This window comes from Dactylosporangium sucinum, from assembly GCF_014647515.1.
Taxonomy (GTDB): Bacteria; Actinomycetota; Actinomycetes; order Mycobacteriales; family Micromonosporaceae; genus Dactylosporangium; species Dactylosporangium sucinum.
Genome location: NZ_BMPI01000122.1, coordinates 15,130 through 15,902 on the forward strand (window position 1 = coordinate 15,130; position 773 = coordinate 15,902).

The following is a 773-nucleotide window of genomic DNA, read 5'->3' on the forward strand; positions in this document are numbered from 1 at the left end:
TTGCATTTCTGCGCCCTCGTCGCCGGGGGTGGTCGCGGTGACGAGTCAGGTCATCGCGGCCTTCATCCCGTCGATCGGCTCAAGCCCCACGCGCGCCGATGAACGGTGATCGCAGCCTTCGGCGGCCACCTCCCCCGCTGGCAGACCTCGGCGGCCCGACCTCAGGCAGATTCGGGTACGGCTTCGCGACCCTTGACAGTCACGGCCGGGTGGCCGATCGGGCGCTGATGCGCCGGCTCGGCTGGGCGGCCGGCACCCGGCTGCACATCATCCGAGCGCAGTCCGGCTCGCTCCTTGCCACCGCGGCCACCGATGGCGTTTTCACCATCGGTAACCAGGGCCATCTGGTGCTGCCCGCCACCGTCCGGCACTCGTGCAGGCTCCTCGTCGGCGATCGGGTACTCCTGACAGCCGACCTCGACGCGAGCGTCGTCGCGGTGCACTCGCCTGCACTGGTCGAGGCGATGATCGCCGGCCCCCATGCCCGGAAGGACGACCGGTGACCTCGACGACCGCCGCCAGCCGAGCCGACGTCGAGGCCACCCGGCTGCTCCTGGACCGCATGGGAATCCCCCTCGCCGACCTGCAAGCACATCACCAGGCACCCAAGGAAGTGCCGACAATCGACGAGTACCTGGCCGTCGTTTCAGCCGCGGTACGCGACAGCAGCCGACGGGCATACCGCAGCTACTGGAAACGCGCGCATGAAAAATGGGCCGACCGCAGCTCGACGACATCAAAGCGTCGGAGATCGAATCGCTCGTCGAGGAGGT

Annotated in this window: 1 protein-coding gene and 1 pseudogene; both read left to right on the top strand. The window is 68.6% G+C overall.

The window, feature by feature from the left end:
• Window positions 1-209: 209 nt before the first annotated feature.
• The gene (locus IEZ31_RS54050; protein WP_229837243.1) at window positions 210-503 is read left to right on the top strand and encodes an AbrB/MazE/SpoVT family DNA-binding domain-containing protein; all 294 of its coding nucleotides are present in this window, start codon (window positions 210-212) and stop codon (window positions 501-503) included.
• Window positions 500-773 (top strand): annotated as a pseudogene (locus IEZ31_RS54055) (hypothetical protein); the annotation flags it as partial. The gene IEZ31_RS54050 and the pseudogene IEZ31_RS54055, both read left to right, overlap by 4 nt.